This window comes from Pannonibacter sp. Q-1 (assembly GCF_054073275.1).
Genome location: NZ_JBSXNB010000010.1, coordinates 114,395 through 134,707 on the forward strand (window position 1 = coordinate 114,395; position 20,313 = coordinate 134,707).

A 20,313-nucleotide genomic window follows, 5' to 3' on the forward strand; every position below is an offset into this window, starting at 1 on the left:
GTAATTTATGAGTAATCAGTCCCAGGGCAGTGCCAATTCATCCGAGAAGAGCGAACAATGGGCGCTCGCATGGGTACTTGCGATCAATACTGCCCAAGCAGCCATTGTGGGAGGATTAGGGTGGTGGGCTCAGTCAACAGGATTGATGGGCTCTGCGCTCGATAATCTTGGCGATGCAGGTGTCTACGCCATCAGCCTTTTTGTCGTAGGGCGCGGACTGGTGGCGAAGGTTCGCGTTGCGCGGCTGTCGGGTATGCTGCTGATATTATTCGCCGGTTTGCTTCTGTTTGAGGTCGGCCGACGCTTCTTCACTGGCTCCGATCCGATCGGGCCGGTCATGATCGCCGTGGCGATCGCGAGCGCCCTGACGAATATGGTCTGTATGTGGTTCCTGAAATCTCATCGGGAAAGCGGCGTGCATCTGCAAGCCTCATGGATTTTTACGACAAACGACATGCTGGTGAACTCGGCGATCGCTGTTTCTGGTCTTGCAGTAATTCTTTTCAATTCGCCTTATCCGGATCTGATCATTGGCTTGGGTGTGGTTGTAGTCGTTGTCAGAAGCGGCTTCGAAATCCTTGAGAAGGCCGGCGAAGCTGGAAAAGGAGAAAAGGAACATGACTAGTTTGCGAGCCCTATCCGCCGCCTTCCTTGCCTTTGCAGTGTCGATCTCTCCTGCTGTGGGTCACGACTTCCAAGCTGGTTCGATCACCATCAATCACCCGTGGTCACGCGCGACTCCGCCGGTCACGCCGGTAGCCGGCGGCTATCTCACGCTGACGAACGATGGCGACATTGCCGACCGCCTGATCTCGATCTCATCACCCCTGTCAGACCGGGTGGAGATCCACGAGTCGACCGTGAGCGACGGGGTTGCCAGCATGAGACCAGTGCAAATTGGCATCGAAATTGGAGCTGGCGAGACCGTCGAGCTTCAACCTGGCGGTATGCACATCATGTTCTTGAAGCCATCGCGCCCTTTGAAGGATGGGGAGCGGTTTGGCGCGACTCTTGTGTTCGAGCAGGCCGGTGCCATCGACGTTGAGTTCGCTGTGCAGAACATGGGTGCTCGTCCGGCATCTGCGAACGAGCATGACGGGCACGGGGAGCCCGCCCAATGAGCGGCGTCAAACTTTTCCGACTCGTTGCATGGGTCTCCGTCGCCGTTGTCGGCGGGCTTTTCATCGGCCTGTCCGTATCCAAGCCTTGGCAACAGCAAACCGTGACGGTCGCGTCCTCGACAGGCACGGCAGCCATCGGCGGCCCGTTCCAACTCACATCCCATCGAGGCGAGACGATCGACAATGCTGCGCTGGCCGGAAAGCCTTATCTCGCCTTCTTCGGCTTCACCCATTGTCCCGATGTGTGCCCGACGACGCTCTATGAATTGAGCGATCTCATGAACGAGCTCGGGCCGGTGGCCGACCAGTTCAACGTCCTGTTCTTCACCGTCGATCCCGAACGGGACACACAAGAATTGCTTGCTCAGTACATGACAGCCTTTGATAATCGCATCCTCGCACTGCGGGGCAATCGACAGGAAACGGACGCTGTGGTGAAGGCCTTTGCGGCCTATGCGCGAAAAGTGCCTCTGGAAGGGGGCGAATACACAATGGATCATACCGCCGGCGTTTACCTGATGGATGCCGAGAGCCAATTCGTCGGCACGCTCGACATGCACGAGCCGCGTGAGATTCGATTGCAGAAGCTCCGCCGCCTGGCGGGCGAGATTGGCTGATGGAGTTCTCCAGTATCGGAATAGCGACGGCTTTCGCCGCAGGCGTCGTATCCTTCCTGTCGCCCTGCGTTCTGCCGCTGGTGCCGGGCTATATCTCCTACGTCGCAGGCCGCACGATTAGCCCGGATGGCACTGCGGCCGATGCCGAATTCAAGGCGGCAAGCCGAACTCTCGGCCTCAGCCTCTGCTTCGTGCTCGGCTTTACGACCGTGTTCGTCCTCCTTGGGGCCAGCGCAACCGTGTTGAGCCGGCTCCTGCGCATGTATCTTTTCGAAGCGAACCTGATCGGAGGCGTGATCGTCGTCCTCTTCGGTCTGTTCACGACAGGTCTCGTACCAATGCCCTGGCTCAATCGTGAAGCGCGGTTCCATGCCAATCCGGGCAGCGGAAGCGCCGGGGCGGCTTATCTCCTCGGTCTCGCTTTCGCGTTCGGCTGGACTCCCTGCATCGGACCAGTGCTGGGCGCGATTCTGACCCTGTCCGCCGCCAACGCCACGGTCGCAAGCGGAACGACGCTACTCGCCGTCTACTCGCTCGGCCTTGGCCTCCCTTTCATCTTGGCCGCTTTGTTCATGCGCGGGTTCATGGCCCGGATGATGTCGATGCGCCGTACTGGCCGGGTGCTCAAAATCGTCGCTGGTGGGGTGATGGTGGTGATGGGCATCGCCATGATCACCGGCCATCTAACCAGCTTTGCGATATGGCTGCTCCAGACGTTCCCGGCCCTCGGTCGGATCGGCTAAGCCGGAGTTTAAAGGACATTTGGACATGCTCAGACTCGGCCTCCCCCTCGCCCTTGGCGGATTTTTCTTTGATCAGGCGACGAAGTGGTGGGTCCTGAACCATGTTATGAACCCGCCTCAGGTCATCCCCGTCACCGGCTTCTTTAATCTCGTGCTCGGCTTCAATACCGGCGTGAGCTTCGGATTGTTCGGCCAAGCGCCGGCTTGGCTCCTGATGGCGTTCACGCTCGCAATAGTCGCCGGCCTCCTTATCTGGATCCATCGAAGCGACAGCCGCCTGACGGCATCCGCCCTCGGGCTCGTGATTGGGGGGGCGCTCGGCAATCTGCTCGACCGGCTCCGGCAGGGTGCCGTGACGGATTTCCTGGATTTTTACATTGGCAGCTATCATTGGCCCGCCTTCAACCTTGCCGACGTGGCGATTGTTTGTGGGGTCGGGCTTTTGCTGGTGGAGAGCGTTCTGGCACGAGGCAAAACAAAGGCTGCATGAACAGAAGCCCTCGCCAGCTATCCGAAACTATCGCCGCAAAATTCCCGGAACCTGCAACGTAGCGGGCTTTAGAAGTAGTGCGACATGGCAATGGCTCGGGCGGGCTCAGCCGCAGCAGGCAGACGCTCTCGTCTGCTGCGCGCGATGCCTCGGCTTGCAGATTGCGGAACGTGGGCTGAGACGCACAATCGTCCGGTCTTTCTCGATCTCGATTCCGGCCCCGTCATAGACCTGCATCGGCTTACCGGGCCGGCTCACCTCCCATGTCAACCGCACGTCCGTGTCAAGCTGGACCCTGCTGCCGACCTTTCCCAAGATTGACCGGAACTTGGCGACGGTCATCGGCATGCTGCCTTCGGTCGGGGGGAATATCCTCGACCTGCAAGACCGTCTCCCGCCACGCATCGGGATTGCCGCCGCAATCGAGCGTGACGAAGGAACCGGCCTTGACCTCCGTGATGTGATAGCCGGCCTGCACCTGCTGCCCGTCGCCATAGGCGAGCACAAGAGCCTTGTCGGCATGGCCCTCCAATATATCGAGGATCGCCCCGAGCGAGGCATCATCAGGAAATTCTGTAATTGAGGGGCTGGCGTGAGCGTTCATGTCCGTGTATCCATGATTCAATTACTCTTGAGATGTTGAGGCATACATGAACGAAAAGCAAGCCCTCTCCGCGTTCGCGGCGCTCTCGCAGGAAACCCGCCTGCGCATCGTGCGCTTGCTGGTCACGGCCGGGCCGGAAGGGATGCCGGCCGGCGCGATCGGGGAAGCGATGGACGGCGCATCGTCGTCGCGCATGTCCTTCCACCTGAGCCACCTTGAACAAGCCGACCTCATCGAGTCGCGGCGCGACGGGCGCTCGATCATCTACAGCGCCTCCTATCCGGCGCTGTCCGGCCTGCTCGAATTTCTCATGCGCGATTGCTGCCAAGGCCACCCGGACGTGTGCAACCCGGCAGTCGCCGCGCTGTCCTGCTGCGAACCGACGAAAGGCGTCACCCATGCCTGAGCCTATGACCAATCACTCCGATAGAATCTTCAACGTGCTGTTTCTTTGCACCGGAAATTCCGCCCGCTCGATCCTCGCCGAAAGCATCTTGAACAAGGATGGTGCGGGTCGCTTCCGGGCCTACTCGGCTGGAAGCCAGCCCAAAGGCGAAGTAAACCCGCTCGCCCTGAAGGTACTCGAAAGCTACGACTACCCGGCTGAAGGCTTCCGATCGAAAGGATGGGAAGAATTCTCCGGGCCGGTAATGGATTTCGTGTTCACCGTTTGCGACAACGCGGCCGGCGAAGCCTGCCCGGTCTGGCCGGGCCAGCCGATGACCGCGCATTGGGGTATCGAAGACCCTGCCGCCGTCGAGGGCACCGAGATTCAGCGCATGGCCGCTTTTGTCACGGCGTTTCGCTACATGAAAAATCGGATTTCAGTCTTCGTGGCCTTGCCCGTCGCCAGCCTCGATAAATCGTCGCTCAAGGTGAAGCTCAACGAAATCGGTCAATCCGAAGGGGCAACCTGGCCCCGCTCTGGCGCGGCGTGAGGCAATCCATGGATGTCATTATCTACCACAATCCCGATTGCGGCACCTCGCGCAATACGCTCGGCCTGATCCGCAATTCCGGCGTCGAACCGCATATCATCGAATATCTGAAAACCCCGCCCTCACGGGCGCTGCTCGTGCAACTCATCGAGCGCGCCAGCCTGACGGTCCGCTCAATCTTGCGGGAGAAAGGAACGCCCTATGCCGACCTCGGCCTTGGCGATCCAGAATTGAGCGATGACGCATTGCTCGACGCCATGATGGCGCACCCGATCCTCATCAATCGCCCCCTCGTCGTCACCCCCAAAGGGGTCAAGCTCTGCCGACCGTCCGAAGCCGTTCTTGATCTGCTGCCCCCACAACGGGGCGAGTTCGTGAAAGAGGACGGCGAGCGGATCATTGACGAACATGGACGGCACGTCGCTTCCGCCTGACTTTCAGCCTGTGATTGGAGAATACCGATGGCTTCCCTCAAGCCAGCTTCCCGCCTTGGTTTCCTCGACCGCTATCTGACGGTGTGGATTTTCGCCGCGATGGCGCTCGGCGTCGTGCTTGGCACGATATTCACCGGCTTGCCGGAAGCTCTTAACGCCATGTCGGTCGGCACGACCAACATACCGATCGCCATCGGCCTGATCCTGATGATGTATCCGCCGCTCGCCAAGGTCCGCTACGAAGAACTGCACCGGGTCTTTTCCGACAAGCGGGTGCTGATCCTCTCGCTGGTGCAAAACTGGATCATCGGCCCGACATTGATGTTCGCCCTGGCGGTGATCTTCCTGCGCGACCACCCGGAATACATGACAGGACTGATCCTGATCGGACTCGCCCGCTGCATCGCTATGGTGCTGGTCTGGAACCAACTCGCGCGCGGCGACAATCAATATGTCGCCGGTCTGGTTGCCTTCAACTCGATATTCCAGATTCTGTTCTTCTCCACCTATGCGTGGTTTTTCCTTTCCGTCTTGCCGCCCCTCTTCGGCCTTGAGGGCAGCGTCATAGACGTGAGCTTCTGGACCATTACCGAAGCGGTGCTGATCTATCTCGGCATTCCCTTCCTCGCCGGGTTCCTGACGCGCCGCATCCTCATCGCTCGCAAAGGCGCGGGCTGGTATGAGCACGAATTTCTGCCGCGCATCAGCCCGATAACGCTAGCCGCGCTGCTGTTCACCATTGTCGCCATGTTCAGCCTCAAGGGCGCGGACGTGGTGTCGCTGCCTCTCGATGTCCTGCGCATAGCCATTCCCCTGGCGCTTTATTTCGTCATCCAGTTCCTCATCAGCTTCGCGATGGGCCGGCTGATCGAGGCGGATTATCCGCGCACCACGGCCATCGCCTTCACCGCTGCCGGCAATAATTTCGAGTTGGCCATCGCGGTCGCCATCGCGGCATTCGGTCTCGCATCGCCGGTGGCCTTCGCCGCCGTCATCGGCCCGCTCGTGGAAGTGCCCGCACTGATCCTGCTTGTCCATGTCGCGCTCAGGCTCGGCGCGAAGTGGTTTCCCGAGAAGGGACGCCCGTTGCCGTTCCGGCCGAGGCCAAGCCATGACGGTTTCCGACCTTCCTAATGTGGTCCGCGCGGTGCTCGACAGCCCATCGGCTGAACGCCTACGAACGACGCCCTCTGCTCATCCGCCGCGCATTCTCCTGCTCTACGGCTCGTTGCGTGAACGCTCCTATAGCAAGCTGCTCACGCTCGAAGCCGAACGGCTCCTCAACCACTTCGGCGCGGAAACCCGTGTGTTCGATCCGCACGGCCTGCCGCTGCCTGATGGTGCGCCCGTTGATCATCCGAAGGTGCAGGAGCTTCGGAAACTGTCGCAATGGTCAGAAGGGCAGGTCTGGACCAGCCCAGAACGCCACGGTGCCATGAGCGGAATCCTCAAAGCGCAAATCGACTGGATACCGCTCGCGATCGGCGCAGTTCGCCCAACGCAAGGCCGAACATTGGCGGTAATGCAGGTCTCCGGCGGCTCGCAGAGTTTCAACGCCGTCAACCAACTTCGCGTCCTCGGCCGCTGGATGCGGATGATCACCATCCCCAACCAGTCCTCGGTCGCCAAGGCATATCAGGAGTTCGACGAAGCGGGTCGAATGAAGCCTTCATCCTATTACGACCGGGTGGTCGATGTGATGGAGGAACTGGTGAAGTTCACGCTTCTGACCCGCGACGTCGCTCCCTACCTCACCGATCGCTACAGCGAACGCAAGGAAACGGCCGATAAGCTGGACGAGCGCATGGCGCTCAAGCGCGTCCGGTGATGACGAACCTGCCGGCGCATACAGGTATGTCATCTGGGCCAAGAAGGTGGCCCGTCATCTCCGCGCTCGGCATCGTACAGATATTTGCATGGGGCAGCTCCTATTACCTGCTCGCCGTTCTCGCCGCCCCGATCGCGGCCGATACGGGTTGGCCGCTTTCATGGATCGTCGGCGCTCTCTCCATTGGCCTGCTCGCGGCCGGCGTCGTTTCCCCGCGCGTGGGTGACGCCATTGGCCAGCACGGCGGGCGTCCCATCCTAGCTCTGGCTTGCCTGCTGCTGGCGGCGGGTCTCGTCGTCCTTGCGGCTGCGCCGTCCCTATGGGTATTCGTCGCCGGATGGATCGTGCTCGGTATCGGCATGGGGGCCGGCCTTTATGATGCGGCATTTGCCACGCTCGGGGGCTATTATGGCCGTTCCGCGCGATCCGCCATCACTACACTGACCTTGTGGGGCGGCTTCGCAAGCACGGTCTGCTGGCCGCTCTCGGCCTTGTTTCTGGAGCATCTTGGATGGCGCGGGGCCTGCATGGCCTATGCCGGCATTCATCTCGCGATCTGCCTGCCGCTCGTGCTGCTGGTCCTTCCGAGCAACGGCAAGCCCAGGCCGATCGGTGGCAAAGACCAAGCTCCTGCGATCAAGCTGCGCGACCATGAACGTCGGGCCTATCTGATCATGATGGCGATCGTGGTGCTGGCCGGATTGGGCGTCACCATCATATCGGTGCATCTGCTGACCCTGTTGCAGCAACGCGGGCTGTCGCTGGGCGAAGCTGTAGCCCTCGGCGCGCTGATAGGCCCGGCCCAAGTCGCCGGCCGAATTGGCGAAATGGCGAGCGGGGGGAGGCATCATCCCTTCTGGACGCTCGCGGCCGCCTCCGTCCTGAGCGCGGCAGGGGTGACGATGCTCGCGGCAGGTTTTCCCATCATCGGCCTGTCGCTCATCCTCTACGGGACCGGCAATGGCATCTTCTCGATCGCCAAGGGTGCGCTCCCGCTCGCCCTGTTCGGACCTTCCCGCTATGCGCCGATCATGGGGCGGCTTGCCCGGCCCAGTCTCGTCGCCCAAGCTGCCGGCCCAACCGTGGGTGCGATCCTGCTTTCGGTCGGGGGCACCGATCAAACTCTTGTGGCGCTGGCAGCTCTCGCCATCGCCAATCTCGCCCTCGTCGCGCTGTTATGGGGGCCGATCAAAGGAGAAGCGGGAAGCAACGATAAGTTTTGAGAAGCCGTCACGAAGATCCCTGATTTTTGTAGCAGGTCAGGCCAACGTTGAATTTTCAGGGGAATTTCTGTCGCAAATGTCGCGTGCGAAAGTCAAAATTGTGCGACTGATTTTTGCGACACGTCGCGGCCCGGAATCCGGGCCGCAATGGATTACCGCTCTTCCCGCTGCTGTGGTGCTGGACCGATTGTAGCGGGTTCCCCTTCGATGATGCGGATCGGCACGCCCAAAGCAGCCGAAAGGGATGCTTCGCTGCCACCGGCAAGCTCTGTTCCGGGGAGAACCGTAAGAACCACATATCCGGTGCGCTCATCGACATATCCGCCGTAGCCATCGGGAAGAACGCGCGTAATCATCTGGCGGTCATCCAACGCGGCGACCAGTTGATCGACGGTATGGGATGCGCCTGTCAGGACTTCGACACGCACCCGATCTTCGCCCAATTGGTACTGAAGCGTGCCCGCATCCCGGTCTCCCGTTAGCCTGACGACGACATGGAAATCGGGCTCGCGCTCGATGAAGATACCGGCGATACGGTCGCGGAAACGCTCCTGTAGGGCGGCCGAAAGCGGGCCGGTGTCCGGCTCCATCTCATGCGAGGGGATTTCAGGAACATAGTTCTCAGGCAACCCGGCCGGTCTTGCGGGGTCGGGCGTCTCCGCGCCTGCCACGGATGCTGCCGCGACAAACACCGTTGCGCCAAAAGCCCCCGCCCATACCCTATTCATTTGTGGTTTTGCCGCGTGCTTCGAAGAGCGCGGCCTTGTCTTCCGCGGGGCTGATGAAACCGTCGCCATCGGTGTCGATCTGGTCGAAGACTTCATCGGTCATGTTCGGATTCCCGGCTTTCGCCTCTTCCCGGCTCAGCTTGCCGTCGCCATCCGTGTCGCCCGCGTCCCATTCGGCCTGCCATGCGGCTTCGTCAAAATCTGCGGGTGGTTCCGTCTGGGCGAAGGCAGGGACGGCGAGACCGATGGCGAACAGGCTGGCAATGGCAAGTCTCAAGGCTGTTCCTCCAAAGTCGAGTGAATATACAGCCATCACCTTAGGATATTTCGCGAAAATCCCAAAGACCGCGACAGTCGCGAAGGCTGCTTCCGGCCGATCCTTGTTACTGCTCAGCCAACCGGGAGCGGGAACTCGTGTCAACGACTAAGGCGGCCGAATTCAACTCTCTGATCCGTCCATATCCTCCGAAACCTCCTGCCGGAGCTTCGGTCCCTGTGCGAGGCGGCGGCCAAGCGCGGTGATGAACGCCTCGTATCGCTCCGCCGATTTGGCCTTTGCGGCCTTTGCCGCCGGCTCAGGCAAGGCCGGTGTGGTGTTGATCCAGAAGCGGATGAAGACCGCCAGGCTTTCGACGGCGATGCCGACGTCTCGTTCAAGTCGGTCCATGCGGCGATCGAGTCGATCGAGGCGCTTGGCGATTATGGCCTCTCGACGTTCGGCATCGTCGGGAGACAGGAAGGAGGCGATGGCCGCCTCGCCGATCATCGACTGCGACCGATCCCGCCGCGCGGCAAACTCGGTCAGGGCTTTTTCGACATCGGGGTCCAGATAGACGGTGAGTTTTTTCTTCTTCCGGTGATTGGCCATGGCGCTACAACTCCATGCCGTCGTTCGGGTCCATGGCAACCTGTCGGGCAATGCCCTGCACCTGCCGAACCATGCGCCGGTTCTGGGCGGCGTCTTCATCGACGTCATCGGGCAGCGCGATCTCGAACTCGTTCTCGATCGGCTTTTTCTTCTCCACGGGCTTTACGCGGCTGAGTTCAGGTTGCAACCGGCGTTCGGATTCAGTCGGATCTTCGCCATCGGTCCTCTGGTCATCGTGATCCGTGGCGCCTTCCGGTCGCGCCGGGATCGGAAGCGTGGTCCAGTCGTCAGGCCGCGTTTCTTCGGGACCTTTCAATTCAGGCGGTGACAGTACGCGCTCCCGAAACCGGGCATCCTCGTAGTAGCGCGCCTTCGTCGCCCGGATCGGGGGGATACCCGCCACCATGACGATCTCCTCGTGTGGGGGAAGCTGCATGATTTCGCCCGGCGTCAGCAACTGGCGCGCCGTTTCCGAGCGCGAGACCATGAGATGCCCGAGCCAGGGCGACAGCCGGTGCCCGGCGTAGTTTTTCATGGCTTTCATCTCGGTGGCGGTGCCGAGGGCATCGGAAACACGTTTCGCGGTGCGCTCGTCGTTGGTGGCGAAGCTGACCCGGACATGGCAGTTGTCGAGAATCGAGTTGTTCGGGCCATAGGCTTTCTCGATCTGGTTCAACGACTGCGCGATCAGGAACGATTTCAGGCCGTACCCTGCCATGAAAGCCAGCGCTGTCTCGAAGAAATCGAGCCTGCCGAGCGCCGGAAACTCGTCGAGCATCAGCAACAGGCGGTGCCGGCCGGCATTCGCCTGCAGATCCTCGGTCAGGCGGCGACCGATCTGATTGAGCAGCAATCGCATCAGCGGCTTGGTGCGGTTGATGTCGGAGGGCGGCACGACGAGATAAAGCGTGGTCGGTTGATCGTCTCCCACAATGTCCCTGATGCGCCAGTCCGAGCGGCGCGTGACCTCGGCCACGACCGGATCGCGATACAGGCCGAGGAACGACATCGCCGTCGACAGGACGCCGCTCCGCTCGTTCTCGGACTTGTTGCGCAACTCCCGCGCCGCACTGGCCACGACCGGATGCGGCCCTGCTTCGCCCAGATGCGCGGTCTTCATCATGGCGCGCAACGTAGAATCCACCGGGCGCTTCGGATCGGACAGGAATTTGGCCACACCTGCCAGGGTCTTGTCGGGTTCGGCATAAAGCACATGCAGGATGGCGCCGACGAGGAGGCTATGGGAGGTCTTTTCCCAATGGTTGCGCTTGTCGAGACTGCCTTCCGGATCGACGAGGATGTCGGCGATGTTCTGGACATCCCGCACCTCCCACTCGCCGCGGCGCACCTCGAGCAGCGGATTGTAGGCGGAGGAGTTCGGGTTGGTCGGGTCGAAGAGCAACACCCGGCCGTGGCGTGAACGAAAGCCGGAGGTGAGTTGCCAGTTCTCGCCCTTGATATCGTGAACGATGGCCGAGCCCGGCCAGGTGAGGAGCGAGGGCACGACCAGGCCGACGCCTTTGCCCGAACGTGTCGGGGCAAAGCACAGGACATGCTCCGGGCCATCGTGCCGCAGATACTCGCGATCATACCGGCCGAGGACGACCCCATCGGGATCGAGCAGGCCCGCCGCCTTGATCTCTCCTTTCCCGGCCCATCGCGCCGAGCCATAGGTGGCGACGTTCTTCGCCTCGCGCGCCCGCCAGACGGACATGCCGATGGCGACCGCGATGGCGATGAAGCCGCCCGAGGCCGCGATGATCCCGCCCTTGGCGAAGATCGGCGGCGCATAGGCTTCATAGAAATACCACCACCAGAAGATCGCGGGCGGATAATAGATCGGGGTGCCGAACAGCACGAACCAGGACGGCCCGAGCTGCGCCTGATAGCCGAGGCTCCAGGCGACATACTGCGTCGCGCCCCAGGTGGTGGCGAGAATGATGAGGAAGACCACTGTGATCTGTCCCCAGAGAATCTTGGTCGCGGACATGGCGTAGTTCCTTTCCGATTGAGGCTAGAGACCGAGACCGCGCTTGCGCCCGAATTCCCAATCGACGCCGCCATCGTCGCGGGCGACGCCGGAGACGTGGCGGCCGATCTGCTTTTCGAGAGAGGGCGACCAGGGCACGAGCTGGAAGCCGAGGCCGTCGTCGATCATGGCGAAGCGGCCGGAGGCGAGCGCGAAACGCTGCCGATAAGAGCCGGCAACATATTCGCCGCTGGCGGCGCGCTCGAGGGACATGCCGGTCTCGGTCGCGAGCTTCTCGCCGAGACTGTCGAGTTCGCGTTGGCGCAAGGTGCTGAGCAGCCGGCGCGCGAAGACGACACGCCCGCCTTGCCGCTCGGCAAAGCCCTCGCCAATCAGATGCTCCGCGCGCTCGTCCAGGGCCTGACGGACCTCGGCGCCGAAACCGCTGTCCGAAAGAGAGATGGGTTCGCGCGCCACGGCCTGCCGGTCGAGCCAGGTCGCGCCTGTGGCGCCCACCTGTGCGCCAAGATCGAGATCGGCACGGACGGCGAGCGCGACGCGGCGCTGCCCCTGCGGGTCCTCCCAGGATCGCAGTTCAACGATGGAACCGGGCGGGCTGTCGCCGGCGGCGTCGAGATGCGGCAGCTTGATGTGGTGGGTGCGCCCGTCAACACCGTCGACCACGGCATAGGCCGTGCCTTTCAGTTCGTCGTCGAGGCCGCGCTCGACCAGGCGGCCGATGACGGGAACGTCGAGGCTTTCGCCGGCGAGGACATAGCTCGCCGAGCCGCGCTCGATGCCGCGTTCGGTCAGGGCGCGGTGCATACGCTTGATGATGTCGCCGCGCTCGCCCATCTCGCGCAGCACGGTCTCGGCTTCGGGCTTGATGAACCATTGCGCGTGCCCGACCTGTCCGGCCAGCCCGCGGATTTCGAGGGTGCGCAGCCGCCCCACCTTCAGCGCATGAAACTCGTCCGGCTTGCGGTCGGCGAGCGGGGCAAGGTCGATGATGCCGGACCTGCCGGCTTCGCGCACAAGCTGCCGGTCGAGCTGCGTCCAGCGTTCCGCCTCGACCTGCCGCTCCAGATTGCGGTGGAGCTCCAGATCGGTGCGGGGCCCGAGTTCCTGCGTGACAAGATCCTGCGCACGGGCGCGCATGCCCTCCTTGATGTAGTCGCGGGAAATCACGAGGTCCTGGCCGTAGTCGGCGCGGCCGCGCAGGATGACATGGATGTGGGGATTGTCGGTATTCCAGTGATCGACCGCCACCCAGTCGAGCTTTGTGCCGAGATCCTTCTCCATCTGCCCCATCACCTCGCGGGTGTGGGCTTTCAGGTCGGCCATATCCGGCGCGTCCTCGGGCGAGACAATGAAGCGGAAATGATGCCGGTCATCCTGGCAGCGCTCGGCGAAGGCACGTACGTCCATGTCGTCGCCTTCCGGGCCGAACATCCGCGCCTTTTCGTACTGCTGCCCATTGCTCACTTCGTTCGCGGCACGGGTCACGCCATCGCGGCGCAGGTAATCGAGGTGCGCGCCGAGCGGAGCCGAGCGCACCGTATGGCGAACCACGCGGGTCTTGATGACGACGATGCGCGAACGTCCGGTGAGAAGCCGGTTGGCCTGGATGCTGGCGCGCTGACCGCGCCCGAAGCGCGAGCGGTTGCCCGAGGTGATCTTGCCGGAGCGCGAGACGCGTCCGCCGGCCTTCTGGGCGGCAGCGAGAGCCTGGGCGATGAACGGCCGGGCCTGCTGCGCGCGGGTCGATCGGATGCGCCCAGGACGGATGCGGAACTCGCTGTCATCTGACATGGCGTTGCCCCGCACCGTGCAAATCATCATGGAAAATCAGGAAGATGGGCGCGCAGCGCACGGTGCGCGCCAGCGCCGCACGGTGCGGAACGCGCCGGAAACCTGAACAAAAACAACCGCCCGCCACAGCCGCACCGTGCGGCCTTTTATCTCGCCATCCTTCGGTCGTGGTGCCTGCCGCCACCGCCCGCACCCTCCATGATGCGCCGGAGCCCGATGCAGTGCGAAAAACCGCGGAGCCGCTCATGGCCGGTCCCCACCGGCATTGCGGGCGACGAAGAGGCCCTCCGGCTGCAAGGCCGTGAGGGCGTCGGGTGTCGCCGGAAGGGACGAAGGGATGTCATCCGGCGCGGGATCGGGCAACGCCGGATCGGCGGCGGAAGCATCATCTTCGCGGACCACGAAGATCCCCGCCTCGCGCCAGTCGAGCGGCCGGGCGACAGCAGAAGCGCCGCCCGAGGGCCGCTCGCCGAGCAGGATGGGCGCAAGCGAAGCGACATAGGCGCGCGTCTCGGCGGGCAGCGGACGATCTGCCAGGCGGTATTCGTCGTAGCGGCCGGGACCGGCATTGTAGGCCGCGAGCATCGCGGCCACATTGCCGTAGCGATCCCACATCTCGCGCAGATAGGCCGTGCCCGCGAGGATGTTGTCGCGCGGATCGTAGGGGTCGCGACCGAGGCGATGGTGGTTGCGCAACTCCGCCCAGGTGTCGGGCATGACCTGCATCAGGCCCATCGCGCCGGCGGAGGATAAAGCGCGCACATCGCCCGCGCTTTCGGCCCGCATCACGGCGGCGATCCATGTCACCGGGATGCCGAAGCGCTGCGCCGCTTCGGCGATGTGGGTGTCATGCGGATGCGCTGCGGTCGCGCGCGCCGGCACGATGGTCTGCGCCAGAACGGGCGGCGTGGCGACAGCCGGGATGAACAGGCCGGAAAGAAGAAGGAGGAGGAGGATGCGGCGACGGGCGCCGCATCTCCCGGTGACGGGGCGAGGACAGGAATTGCGCATGATCATTCCTGTTCGTCGCGCTTCTTCTGACGGGTCCAATGCAGGCCCCAGTCGCGGCCGTCTTCGTCCGACTGGAACAAGCGGGCGCGGATCGGCTGCTCGAAGACGGGATCATCGAGGAGCACGGAGATGAACGTGCCCGCGCGTTCGCCGGAGTGTTTCCAGCCCGCGCCGACTTCCGGCCCATCGTCATCGCCGAGGTGAATGCGATAGGCGGGAGCCTTCTCGGCATCCGTGTTCTCGGTGGGAACAAATGTCAGTTCGACGTCGAGCGCGAGCGTGCGCACACGCCCGGAATAGCCGGACGGGGTGCGGGTGAATTGTCCGATCTGTGCCATTGGAGGTTCCTTTCCTACGCGGTGGAGAAGACGCGGGCCGTTCGCACGCCCCACTATGGGCGCGCCGTCACCGCACCGGCGCGCGCCAGACGAAGCGGCCATCGCCGTCCTCGTCGGTGAAAAGCGGAGTGGCCCGGCCGATCACCGCCGCGGCAGGGAGCGGGCCGAAGTAGCGGCCGTCGAGACTGTCGGCGGCTTCAAGATTCATGAGGAAGAGTTCGCCGTCGGCGATCACGCGGCAGCCCCGCCAGACCGGCAGGTCGCGGCCCCGGCTGTCGCGATCGCGGGCGGCGCCGAGTGGAAGGTTGTCGACCGTGATGGCGCGGCCGTCGCGGCACACCCGCTGACCCGGCAGACCGACGACGTGCTTCAGGATTGGCACGTCACGGCCGACATAGCCGCGTTCGACCATGAAGGAGGCGAACGGTTCGGGCGGCATCACGGCGACCAGATCGAGCACATCAAGCCGGTCTGCCGGCGCGATGGTGTAGAACCCGACCGGCACGCTGGCCGATGCGTTCCAGACCAGCCGGGGCGTTGTCTCAATGCCGCTGGCGATGATGACGGCGAACACAGCCGCCGCCGTCGCAATGACATGGCGGGCGCGCGTCATCGTGCGATCTCCCGGCGCCGGAGCCACGCCTGATGGCGCTCTGTCGTGTAGGGACGCGGCGTCTCGCCTGCGTTCATCCAGTGGGCGACATGGCGCCAGTGATCCGGATCGGCGTCTGCGGGATCGACGCCGAGGATTTCGATCGCATCGACATGGCGAAGGACATCCTCGACGTGTCGCCAGCTTTCCGCCTTCAGCAGGATTTCGCCGCCGGGACGCACAAAGGGTAGCGTCTGATAGGCATTGCCCGGCGCGACGGTTCGCACGATGTCGACCCGCGAGATCACGGTGCCGTAGTCGTTCGCCGCCCAGCGGACGAATGCGAAGACGGCGCCGGGGCGGAAGGAAACGATGCGGCGGTTGCGGTCGAGAATCTGCTCACCAGTCGCGTGGCCGAACCTGATCCAGTACTCGATCTTCTTTTCCACCCACGTCAGCTCCACGCGGGTCAGATCATCTTCATGGGCTGCGGCGCCAATCATGAGCGCTCTCCTGATGTGTCGGGAAATTCGCGCGCGAGCAGCTCGCGCAGCATGTCGGTGACGGTGCCGCCGCGCCTGATCGCGGCGATCTTGATCCGTCCGCGAAGCTCGGGCGTGATGTCGATCGTCAGGCGGGCGGAATAGACCGCGGCATCGCCGCTGCGTTTCGGCGGCGTGTCATCGGCCCTGATCCAGCCATCAGGATCGACCGGACGGGCGGCGAAGCCGCGCTTCCCGTTGCGGGCCGTCATGACGAAACTCCGTCATGGAACGGCAGCACGGTTGCGATGCGCGCCCGCGCACGCTCGGCCATGTCGGGGTCTATCTCGCAGCCGAGATAGCGCCGGCCGGAAAGCCGGCAGGCTTCCCCGGCCGCGCCGGACCCGGCGAACCAGTCACCGACCAGACCGCCTTCCGGGCAGCTCGTGCGGATCAGGATTTCCAGCAGAGCCGACGGCTTCTCGGTCGGGTGGATGGCGCGGCCATGGCAGTTGCGCAAATAGATGACCGAGCGCATGAGGCGCGGCCCGCCGTCGTGGCTGACATAGTGGCCGGCGTCGATCTGGCCGGTATGGGGAGGACGCTGCTTGCGCCGCACGGTGCGGGCCGTCGCGTCCGGCGTGGTCTGGACGTCGTTGTAGATGTCCCGCCATGCCGTTTCGGCCGGGTAGAACTGGACGGCCAGTTCATGCACACGCTTGAAGCGGTCGGCATGAAAGCCGGTGCCGTTCTGCTTTTCCCAGACGATCTCCTGGGCGATCCGCAAGCCGGCATCGGCGAAGCGGTCGGCAGTCGCCATGAAGCTGCGCAGTGAGCCGAAAACCCAGAGCGAGCCGGTCGGTCGGAGGGCGGCGCGCGCGAGCGCAACCCAGCCCTCGACGCGCCGATCCCAGGCAAGCGAGGTGTCGCCGTAGGGAGGATCGGCGAGGATCATGTCGTAGGGTGCGTGCCAGGGCATTTCTTCGCGGCAATCGCCGGTGAGGATCGTCATGGCGCGACCCTCCCGATGCCGAGGCGCACGATCTCGGCCGCCAGCGCCGCGATTTCGCGCGCCGCAGGCGAACGATGGTCGATGTCCGAGGCGAGCCGCCCGGTCTGCGCGGCGTCGGCGAAGATGACGCGCTGACCGATGGTGCTGGTGAGGACAGGAGGATCGTGTTCCGCCAGCGTCTCGGCCGTCTCGCGGGCGATGACGGTGCGGGCGCCGCAACGGTTGAGCACGAAGCGGGCGGCGATCTGCGGGCGATAGATGCGTGCCTCCGCAAGGAGGGACAGCATCTCGGCCGAGGCCCAGCCGTCGAACGGCGATGGCTGCACCGGGATCAGCACGAGATCGGCGGCGAGCAGCGCGGAGCGCATGGGGCCGGCGACGCGCGGAGGCCCATCGATGACGATATGATCAGCATCGCGGGCGAGTTCGGGCGCTTCACGGTGCAGCGTATCGCGCGCCACGCCGACTGTGCCAAAGGCACGCGGCAGGCCCTCACGCGCGCGTTGCTGCGACCAGTCGAGGGCGGAGCCTTGCGGATCGGCGTCGATCAGGGTGACGCGCTTGCCGCCCCGCGCCAGTTCTCCAGCGAGATGCAGCGCCAGCGTCGTCTTGCCGACTCCGCCCTTCTGGTTGAGAAGCGCGATGATCATCGGCGACCTCCCGGCAGATCGAGCGGAAAGTGGGGTGTATCGGCGACTTCAGAGGCCGCAGCCGCACCTTGATCAGGTGCCGGTCGAGCCGTTGTCGGGGCGTCAGATGCCCTCTTCCTCGCTTCTATTGTCGTTTTTCCTTGAACCCGAGACTGGGCCACGGCGAAAACTGCGTATTTCCGGACTGTTGAGCATGGCGTGATTTCCCTTGAATCGTGGAATTTCTCCTTAAATCGTGGACTGACTGCGCCAGCTGCATGCAGGCGCGACTTTGAAGCCGAAAGGAGAAAAGGAACGGCGAAGCGAGCCTTTTCGGGAGGTCGCCCGGTTTGCGGGGAGGCCGTTATCGGGTTGATCTGCAAGCGTGGCGAAGCTGGGAGTCCGCCCAAGCTGGGAGCCAGCCAAGTCTCATCGGCAAGCCAGTCCACGATTAAAGGAAAATCCCGTTCAACGATTAAAGGAACGCGGGTCCACGATTTAAGAAGCCGTTCAATCATTTATCGGCCCTCGTCCACGATTTTGGGGAAACCGACATCTATGCTGAGGCTTCGGGCGGTGTCGCGGATGAGGTTTTCCACATCGCGCGCGCGCTCTTCAGGGTTAGAATCTAGGTTAGACTCTAAGTTAGGGGCGCGATTTCGTGTTTCTGTGTTATATGTTAGGGCTGGTTTCGGTTCCCTATAGCACGCGACCCGGGTTCCCGATGGCACGCCTCTCCGGGTTCCGAATGGCACGACGCCTTGCACAGGTTTTCCACAGGGCAGGATCGGCTCGAAGGCGAGCAGCGCGCGACCGCCGATCTCAAGCTCCAGGAACAGGGCGTAGCCGGGCAGCGGCTGGCGCCGGATGATGTCACGCAACTCGAAGGCAAAGCGCTTGAACGGCGACAGGCTGCCGGATTTCTGGTGCAGGTGACGGAAATCGAAGCGCCAGCCTCTGCGCTGGCGTCCGCCATGTTTGCGAACGATCCGGTAGAGCCAGCGTTCGAGCCCGCCGGTCAGCCCGAAATAGCTCCGGTCGATGGTCAGGATGAGCGCATCGTCGAGAACCGCCTGATAGAACCAGTCCGGCACGATCATCTCGATGCCGTCGGCCTTGCCGCAGCGATCGGTGCGCTCCTTCCATTCGTTGATCCAGGAGAAGCGGTGGCGGCGACCTTCCGCCGGCTGGCGTATCGTGGTGGTGACAGTCGTGGACTGGAGCCGGTCGAGAGCGGCCTTCAGGCGCCGATAGTCGCGTACCGATGTGCCGCGCCCGATGAAGCGGAGGATTTCGTAAGGTGTGGCGACCATCAGCCGCGAGGTGCGAAGCCCGGCGTCGCGCGCCTCGACGATCTGGCTTGCCGCCCAGATCAGGATGTCGGCGTCCCAGATCGTCGCCATGCCGTGATCGGGAACAGCTTCGACGCGGATCGCGATATCACCGGCCGAGAAATCAATCGGCGCAATGCGATGGGTCTTGGAAAGGGAGAAAAAGGGATAGGCCATGAGATCCTGCGCGTCTCGTGGCGCGAAATCGCCGGGGAGTGCCCTGAACAGGTCGAGTTGCCCGCGCTCGGAAGGAGATCGATGTCGCACCGCCATGAAGGGAGCCGGCGGCGATCAGCGCGCATAACGTCCGGCCCGCGGGCCGGACGGAAGGGACGTATGTCGCTTGGCGGGCAGGACGGAGCCACGCGGATCGGACGTAGACGTCACCGCGCCGCGATCGGCCCACGATTCGAGATCGTCGATGGCGTAGACGACACGGCCGCCGAGCTTGCGATAGGCGGGTCCGGTCCCGTAGGTGCGGTGTTTTTCGAGGGTGCGTGCCGAGAGGCTGAGAAAATCGGCGGCTTCCTTGGTGCGCAGGAAGCGCGGCGGCAAGACGACGGGTTCGTGCGGCATGGGTCGGACCTCCGTGGTGTCGGGACGGCCGCTGCGGATCAGCGGCGGGCAACGACCACGGTGGCGAAGAAGCACCGGCAATGTGCAGGGCGAAGTTGGGGGGTATCGAAATCGCCCACCATGCTGGGCGCAGGATTGCGCTAGCGTGGGCGACGATGACGCAGGAGTTTTCGATAGCCGCCCGCCACCATGGCACGGGCATCGCGCAAGAGCGATTTGATGACATGGCGGGCAGAGGATGCCTGCCATTCGTCACGGTCGAGTGGGCCGGTCTTCAGGATGACCTGCGCGATTTCCTGTTGTGTGGCGCCCGCCCTATGTCCATCCAAGGCGCGTAGCATCCGTCTCTGGCGTGTGCGCCGCTGTGGTGTCAGGCGCGTATCCGGTGGGATTGCCCGGCCATGCAGAGCACTGAGGAAACGGCGAAGAGCTTCGATGTGGTCAAGGCCATCGAGATCCAGCGGCACGATGGCAACGGCGATCGTGTCGTCATTGACGGTGCGGTCGAGAACCTGAAGGTATTGTCCGTTTCCAAGAGCAAATCGGAAATCGGCATCGGAATCGTCTGCCCGCAAATGAGGACGCCGGATCGGCAGAACGTGTCCGATAATATCGGCAAGCAATGCAGGGGCTTCCGCCAGCAGGATAATGCTGGTGTCCTCCCGCGGAAGCCAGAAGACGGGGGCATCAGGAGGCGGGGTCTGGGGGTCGACCGGGAAATCGCAGCCCCCACCGCTGCCGGATTCGTTCGGTCAGCGGTTCGGGATCTCCATGGCCTGCAACTGAGGCTTCAAAATCGGCGTCGTAGGCATCGTTGCGGCGGAGCCATTCCCAGGCCAGATCGGATGCCGTCAACGCATCCAGATGCTCGTATTCCGCCGAGGAACGCCAGGTAGATGCGTCGGGTGTCATCGCGATCTCCCACGTCAAGGTCGAGAAAGTTGGGGATTCACGATTCCCGCTCGGG

General features: G+C 63.3%; 28 protein-coding genes. 11 read left to right on the forward strand and 17 right to left on the reverse strand.

Features of this window, described 5'->3' with window-relative positions; all coding sequences use genetic code 11:
* The first annotated feature begins 7 nt into the window (after positions 1-7).
* From ACVNHC_RS22635 to lspA, 5 genes are read left to right on the forward strand one after another with little or no spacing between them, the layout of a single operon-like run.
* Positions 8-625 carry a cation transporter gene (locus ACVNHC_RS22635; RefSeq protein WP_122520941.1) on the forward strand — a complete coding sequence of 206 codons (618 nt, stop codon included), beginning with the start codon at positions 8-10 and terminating at the stop codon, positions 623-625.
* Positions 618-1,121, forward strand: coding sequence for a copper chaperone PCu(A)C (locus tag ACVNHC_RS22640; protein ID WP_122520943.1), 504 nt, complete (start codon positions 618-620; stop codon positions 1,119-1,121). Before ACVNHC_RS22635 ends, ACVNHC_RS22640 begins: the two co-directional genes overlap by 8 nt.
* Entirely contained in the window at positions 1,118-1,738 is a 621-nt protein-coding gene (locus ACVNHC_RS22645; protein WP_122520945.1) for an SCO family protein, read from the forward strand. Before ACVNHC_RS22640 ends, ACVNHC_RS22645 begins: the two co-directional genes overlap by 4 nt.
* Positions 1,738-2,481 (forward strand): cytochrome c biogenesis CcdA family protein, encoded by a 744-nt coding sequence (locus tag ACVNHC_RS22650; RefSeq protein WP_012092647.1) that lies wholly within the window; start codon positions 1,738-1,740, stop codon positions 2,479-2,481. Before ACVNHC_RS22645 ends, ACVNHC_RS22650 begins: the two co-directional genes overlap by 1 nt.
* A gap of 25 nt (positions 2,482-2,506) precedes the next feature.
* On the forward strand, positions 2,507-2,971 hold the full coding sequence (gene lspA, locus ACVNHC_RS22655) for a signal peptidase II (RefSeq protein ID WP_122520947.1): 465 nt from the start codon (positions 2,507-2,509) through the stop codon (positions 2,969-2,971).
* A 283-nt stretch (positions 2,972-3,254) separates the two neighbouring features.
* On the opposite strand, the gene ACVNHC_RS22660 is transcribed toward lspA, so the two are convergent.
* The gene (locus ACVNHC_RS22660) at positions 3,255-3,575 is read right to left on the reverse strand and encodes a DUF6428 family protein (protein ID WP_206110630.1); all 321 of its coding nucleotides are present in this window, start codon (positions 3,573-3,575) and stop codon (positions 3,255-3,257) included.
* A 46-nt stretch (positions 3,576-3,621) separates the two neighbouring features.
* Between ACVNHC_RS22660 and ACVNHC_RS22665 the strand changes: the two genes are divergently transcribed.
* From ACVNHC_RS22665 to ACVNHC_RS22690, 6 genes are read left to right on the forward strand one after another with little or no spacing between them, the layout of a single operon-like run.
* Positions 3,622-3,981 carry an ArsR/SmtB family transcription factor gene (locus ACVNHC_RS22665; protein ID WP_122520949.1) on the forward strand — a complete coding sequence of 120 codons (360 nt, stop codon included), beginning with the start codon at positions 3,622-3,624 and terminating at the stop codon, positions 3,979-3,981.
* A complete protein-coding gene (locus tag ACVNHC_RS22670; protein WP_206110631.1) occupies positions 3,974-4,513 on the forward strand; it encodes an arsenate reductase ArsC in 540 nt (179 codons plus the stop codon). Before ACVNHC_RS22665 ends, ACVNHC_RS22670 begins: the two co-directional genes overlap by 8 nt.
* A gap of 8 nt (positions 4,514-4,521) precedes the next feature.
* Positions 4,522-4,947: an arsenate reductase (glutaredoxin) gene (arsC, locus tag ACVNHC_RS22675; protein WP_122520952.1), complete on the forward strand. Its 426-nt coding sequence runs from the start codon at positions 4,522-4,524 to the stop codon at positions 4,945-4,947.
* 27 nt (positions 4,948-4,974) lie between these two features.
* Positions 4,975-6,081: an ACR3 family arsenite efflux transporter gene (gene arsB, locus ACVNHC_RS22680; protein WP_457169648.1), complete on the forward strand. Its 1,107-nt coding sequence runs from the start codon at positions 4,975-4,977 to the stop codon at positions 6,079-6,081.
* On the forward strand, positions 6,059-6,775 hold the full coding sequence (arsH, locus tag ACVNHC_RS22685) for an arsenical resistance protein ArsH (protein WP_122520954.1): 717 nt from the start codon (positions 6,059-6,061) through the stop codon (positions 6,773-6,775). Before arsB ends, arsH begins: the two co-directional genes overlap by 23 nt.
* A complete protein-coding gene (locus tag ACVNHC_RS22690) occupies positions 6,775-7,998 on the forward strand; it encodes an MFS transporter (RefSeq protein ID WP_457169650.1) in 1,224 nt (407 codons plus the stop codon). Before arsH ends, ACVNHC_RS22690 begins: the two co-directional genes overlap by 1 nt.
* A 152-nt stretch (positions 7,999-8,150) precedes the next feature.
* On the opposite strand, the gene ACVNHC_RS22695 is transcribed toward ACVNHC_RS22690, so the two are convergent.
* The 16 genes from ACVNHC_RS22695 to ACVNHC_RS22770 form a co-directional block, all read right to left on the reverse strand.
* Entirely contained in the window at positions 8,151-8,726 is a 576-nt protein-coding gene (locus tag ACVNHC_RS22695) for a hypothetical protein (RefSeq protein ID WP_122520956.1), read from the reverse strand.
* Complete coding sequence (locus ACVNHC_RS22700; RefSeq protein ID WP_036749074.1) at positions 8,719-9,003, reverse strand: EF-hand domain-containing protein; 285 nt, start codon at positions 9,001-9,003, stop codon at positions 8,719-8,721. The genes ACVNHC_RS22695 and ACVNHC_RS22700 overlap by 8 nt, the downstream gene beginning before the upstream one ends.
* Before the next feature lie 162 nt (positions 9,004-9,165).
* Positions 9,166-9,594 carry a ribbon-helix-helix domain-containing protein gene (locus ACVNHC_RS22705; protein ID WP_122520958.1) on the reverse strand — a complete coding sequence of 143 codons (429 nt, stop codon included), beginning with the start codon at positions 9,592-9,594 and terminating at the stop codon, positions 9,166-9,168.
* A 4-nt stretch (positions 9,595-9,598) separates the two neighbouring features.
* Positions 9,599-11,584, reverse strand: a complete 1,986-nt coding sequence (locus ACVNHC_RS22710) for a conjugal transfer protein TraG (RefSeq protein ID WP_122520960.1) — start codon at positions 11,582-11,584, stop codon at positions 9,599-9,601.
* Positions 11,585-11,608: 24 nt separating this feature from the next.
* Entirely contained in the window at positions 11,609-13,375 is a 1,767-nt protein-coding gene (locus ACVNHC_RS22715; protein ID WP_457169653.1) for a relaxase/mobilization nuclease domain-containing protein, read from the reverse strand.
* Between the two features lie 243 nt (positions 13,376-13,618).
* Entirely contained in the window at positions 13,619-14,386 is a 768-nt protein-coding gene (locus tag ACVNHC_RS22720) for a lytic transglycosylase domain-containing protein (protein WP_209004975.1), read from the reverse strand.
* 2 nt (positions 14,387-14,388) lie between these two features.
* Positions 14,389-14,724, reverse strand: a complete 336-nt coding sequence (locus tag ACVNHC_RS22725; RefSeq protein ID WP_122520966.1) for a DUF736 domain-containing protein — start codon at positions 14,722-14,724, stop codon at positions 14,389-14,391.
* 67 nt (positions 14,725-14,791) lie between these two features.
* On the reverse strand, positions 14,792-15,337 hold the full coding sequence (locus ACVNHC_RS22730) for a S26 family signal peptidase (RefSeq protein ID WP_122520977.1): 546 nt from the start codon (positions 15,335-15,337) through the stop codon (positions 14,792-14,794).
* A complete protein-coding gene (locus ACVNHC_RS22735; RefSeq protein WP_122520979.1) occupies positions 15,334-15,819 on the reverse strand; it encodes a DUF2840 domain-containing protein in 486 nt (161 codons plus the stop codon). Before ACVNHC_RS22735 ends, ACVNHC_RS22730 begins: the two co-directional genes overlap by 4 nt.
* Positions 15,816-16,070 carry a hypothetical protein gene (locus ACVNHC_RS22740; RefSeq protein WP_122520981.1) on the reverse strand — a complete coding sequence of 85 codons (255 nt, stop codon included), beginning with the start codon at positions 16,068-16,070 and terminating at the stop codon, positions 15,816-15,818. Before ACVNHC_RS22740 ends, ACVNHC_RS22735 begins: the two co-directional genes overlap by 4 nt.
* Positions 16,067-16,810 (reverse strand): DNA-methyltransferase, encoded by a 744-nt coding sequence (locus tag ACVNHC_RS22745; protein WP_122520983.1) that lies wholly within the window; start codon positions 16,808-16,810, stop codon positions 16,067-16,069. The genes ACVNHC_RS22740 and ACVNHC_RS22745 overlap by 4 nt, the downstream gene beginning before the upstream one ends.
* The gene (gene parA / locus ACVNHC_RS22750) at positions 16,807-17,460 is read right to left on the reverse strand and encodes a ParA family partition ATPase (protein WP_122520985.1); all 654 of its coding nucleotides are present in this window, start codon (positions 17,458-17,460) and stop codon (positions 16,807-16,809) included. The genes ACVNHC_RS22745 and parA overlap by 4 nt, the downstream gene beginning before the upstream one ends.
* 497 nt (positions 17,461-17,957) lie before the next feature.
* Positions 17,958-19,043, reverse strand: coding sequence for a replication initiator protein A (locus ACVNHC_RS22755; protein WP_122520987.1), 1,086 nt, complete (start codon positions 19,041-19,043; stop codon positions 17,958-17,960).
* Positions 19,044-19,061: 18 nt separating this feature from the next.
* On the reverse strand, positions 19,062-19,346 hold the full coding sequence (locus ACVNHC_RS22760; protein ID WP_122520989.1) for a helix-turn-helix transcriptional regulator: 285 nt from the start codon (positions 19,344-19,346) through the stop codon (positions 19,062-19,064).
* Positions 19,347-19,486: 140 nt separating this feature from the next.
* Positions 19,487-19,969, reverse strand: a complete 483-nt coding sequence (locus tag ACVNHC_RS22765) for a DUF2285 domain-containing protein (RefSeq protein WP_247648031.1) — start codon at positions 19,967-19,969, stop codon at positions 19,487-19,489.
* A gap of 64 nt (positions 19,970-20,033) precedes the next feature.
* Positions 20,034-20,258 carry a transcriptional regulator domain-containing protein gene (locus ACVNHC_RS22770; RefSeq protein WP_122521536.1) on the reverse strand — a complete coding sequence of 75 codons (225 nt, stop codon included), beginning with the start codon at positions 20,256-20,258 and terminating at the stop codon, positions 20,034-20,036.
* Positions 20,259-20,313 lie beyond the last annotated feature (55 nt).